Annotated in this window: 4 protein-coding genes; all 4 read left to right on the top strand. The window is 33.7% G+C overall.

All coding sequences use genetic code 11. The features are described from left to right. On the top strand, positions 1-886 hold an 886-nt coding region (locus E1140_RS01170), incomplete at its 5' end, for a glycosyltransferase (RefSeq protein WP_155178186.1). Continuing rightward, positions 883-1986, top strand: coding sequence for a glycosyltransferase (locus tag E1140_RS01165; protein ID WP_155178183.1), 1104 nt, complete (start codon positions 883-885; stop codon positions 1984-1986). The genes E1140_RS01170 and E1140_RS01165, both read left to right, overlap by 4 nt. Positions 1987-1988: 2 nt before the next feature. Continuing rightward, complete coding sequence (locus E1140_RS01160; protein ID WP_155178181.1) at positions 1989-2924, top strand: glycosyltransferase family 2 protein; 936 nt, start codon at positions 1989-1991, stop codon at positions 2922-2924. Continuing rightward, on the top strand, positions 2921-3521 hold a 601-nt coding region (locus E1140_RS01155), incomplete at its 3' end, for a glycosyltransferase (RefSeq protein ID WP_155178179.1). The genes E1140_RS01160 and E1140_RS01155, both read left to right, overlap by 4 nt.

Here is a 3521-nt window from a genome sequence, read left to right as displayed (position 1 = left end):
GAATTATATTATTGAAGAGATTGTCACCAATAAAATAGAAAGTAAAGTAAGAATAATTATTTCTGATAACCACTCTGAAGATGATACACAGAAAATTTTAAAGGAAATAATAAGTCAAAATGAACAAATCCAAATCATCAATAATAGGAACGATCAAAACATAGGCCTAGAGGCAAATATGGTAAAATTACTGTCATTAGCCGAGACAGAGTATATACTCTGGGTGGGAGATGATGATTTTATAGCCAAAGGCTATATCCAGTTTTGCATAGGTCAAATCGATCAAAATCCAGAGTTGGGATGTATTATAACAGGTATTACTAAGTTATTTGAAGATGGTAGCAGAGTGCATATTCGTAATCCGGGCTTTGAATGGCAAACATTTAAAGCAGGCTATGACACAGCCTTAAAATATTCCTATTTGGGCCATCAATTGTCAGGGTTGGTATTTAAGAGAGATGGGCTACTTGATCATTACTTGAGCTATGAGGGGTACAGGAACATTTATCCTTTCGTTTTCTTCATTACAGATAGGATGACAAAGTATCAGACATTATTTGTTCCAAAATATAGAACCATCGTGCCAGTATTTAATAGAAAATTTTGGGATTATAATGACCTAGGTCTTTTGGATGAAGTGTTTAAATCTTATTATCCTTTTTTAAAATTGTTTGGGAAAAAGAAAGTGGGAAAACTCATTGTTCAATTTCTGAGACAACAGTCTTCATTTCGTTTGGATATAAGGTTTTTCAGGCCGATAAAACTAGTAAAGCAGTTTATACAAATTGTAAGAACGTTAAAGTTTACACATACCGGAACAAATATTGGGATTTTCGTTGTTCTATTAAAGGAATACCTGCTTTCTTCTAAAAACATATTCAGGTGAATATCTTGGCCATAGATTTTGAGCCATCATCTCTTCGGGGAGGTCAGGAGAAAAGCCTACTTGATGTACTCATTGGATTGAGTGACTTAGGACATACCGTTGTATTGGCCTATGTGATTTGGGGGGATCATTTGGAACGTTATCATAAAGCAGGTATTAACACAAAACAAATTCTGACAACCAGAAATGATGGTGTAAAGCTGACTTCCTGGTGGAGGCTAATCTCCTCCGCTGTCAAACTAAAAAAGTACAAGAGCGATGTTGTCTATATAAATGAAGTAATAGATATGCCCCTAGGTACAGTTTTATCTTGGATGTATTCTTCAAGGCTTGTTTGTCATTTAAGGCTTCCCCCTCCTGTACTGCCAATATTTAGAAAGAAAAATAATTTTATTGGTTTGTTTGTTCATCACATAGATAGATTTATTGTAGCCAATGAAAATATGAGACATGCATATATCCATGCAGGGCTCACTGAGAAGAGCATTGTTGTAATTCCTAATGGATTTCCCATGGATAGGATAAGTATTGATAGAAAATCAAGATCCTTGGGTAAAGTTAGGACTATAGGGTTTCTAGGAAGAATTGCTAAATATAAAGGTTTACATGACCTACTAGATGCTTTTCACATGCTTATTGATAGAGGTAATGACTTAGAATTAATTATTGGAGGAACTCCTAAAAGACCTGAGCATTTTCAATATTTGGAAGAGATTAAGCTGAAAATCGATGACCTGAGATTGTCCAGTAGAATTCACTTTAAAGATCATATTAGTGACCCAACTGAATTTTTATCTCACCTTGATTTATGCATCTTTCCATCAACTGTTAACGAATCATTTGGCAGAGTAATCGTTGAGTCCATTATGGCAGGCACTCCCATATTGGTGAGAGATATTGGCGCTACTTCCGAAATTATAAACGACACAAATAAAGAGTGGACATTTAACTCGAAAGAAGATTTAGCAGATAAAATCGAAAAATGGTTCCAACATCCAGAAAGTTACAATTTAGAACAAAGACAAGATTATATTAGGAATAGCTTTGCATTGCCTGAAATCTTGCGCAAGATTGAATCTGTACTTTCTGAAATAGAATAATTATGAAGTTAATTTCTATAGTTATGCCTGCCTACAATGCCGAACCATATATCAGCAAGGCAATAGAAAGTATATTGAATCAAACTCATACTTATTTGGAGTTACTTATCTCAGATGATGGGTCTACAGATAATACACGCAAAATAATAGATGCTTTTGAAGACAAAAGGATTAGGCGATTTCATAATTCATGCAATATGGGTAATCTAAAGACTATCAATAAGCTATTTGCAATGACTCAGGGCGATTACATAGCAATTCAGGATGCAGACGATTGGTCTGATGAGTCAAAATTAGAGCTTCAGTTAAAAGTCCTTGAGAAAAACCTTGATATAGCTCTTTGTGGTACACAATCAATAAAAATAGATAATAATGGTCGAATACTTAAAAAATCGGACTTCCCGCAGCAGCATAGTTCAATTGTGAAAAGTATTCCAGAGGACTACCTATTTACAAGTGCCTCAGTAATGATGAGAAAAATTGTTTATGATCAAGTCGGGGGTTTAAATGAATATTTCGATCGAAGAGGAGGAGCTGATTGGTATTGGTTATCAATACTTCTGGAACATTTTAAAATGATCAATCTTAGTCAACATCTATATTTTTATAGATATAACTCTGAATCAATTACCAATAAGAGGCCCGTTAAACACGATAGTTATACCGTTGGAAGAGTAATTGCATTCTTATTTCATCAGCGCAAAAAGCTTGGCTCAGATGGGTTAATGGATAGAACAGGTTCCTTGTTTAAGGAATTGCTGAAATATGAAGATAAATTGAATTTGGCTTACGTTAAAGACCCGTTATTACTTGATAGGGAATATTCAGTAAGGCTTATTTTTCAAGGCAAATATTTGTATGGATTTATTTATGTGATTAAGAATTTCATGCTTAGTCCGTTAAGTGCTTTGAAATGGTATTATAGTAAATTGAGATGAAGATAACTCATCTTTTATATGGAGGACTTGGTGGGCATAGTAATGTTTTTTTAGCATTGGTAAAAGAAGATAAAGATTCATTATATGAATTCAGTGCAATTTTTTATGGTATCGAAAATCCCAGTGAGGGCATTTTAAATCAATTGAGTGAGGCATCTATTGCACACAATTATATTAAGAAAAGGAAGGGTTTTGATTTAAGGTATTGGATTCAAGTATTTCGAGTGTTAAAAGAAGAAAACCCAGATGTCATTTTTCTGCATTCTAGCTATAACATCATTCCGTCCATACTTTATCGTTTTTTTAGTAAATCAGTAATCATTGTAAGAGAAACTCAAGCAAATCATTTAAAGGGTTTAGTAGAGAGGGTAATGCTAGGTGTTGCACTTCTTTTCTCTAGCAAAGTGGTTTTTTTATCTGAACTTTATAAGAGTCAAATTGAAGATTCTTATGGATTCTTGTTTAATCATAACCGGGTGGCTGTAATTCCCAATGGATTGAACCTTAATTTTTTCAAACCACACCTAAAAGATAAGAAGAGATTTAGCATTGGTATGCTAAGTAGAATAGTGAAAATAAAAGATCATAAAACTCTTA

Source organism: Fulvivirga lutimaris (genome assembly GCF_009711525.1).
Lineage (GTDB): Bacteria > Bacteroidota > Bacteroidia > Cytophagales > Cyclobacteriaceae > Fulvivirga > Fulvivirga lutimaris.
Note: the sequence above shows the minus strand (reverse complement) of the source record. Positions and strands in the feature narration are given on the sequence as shown.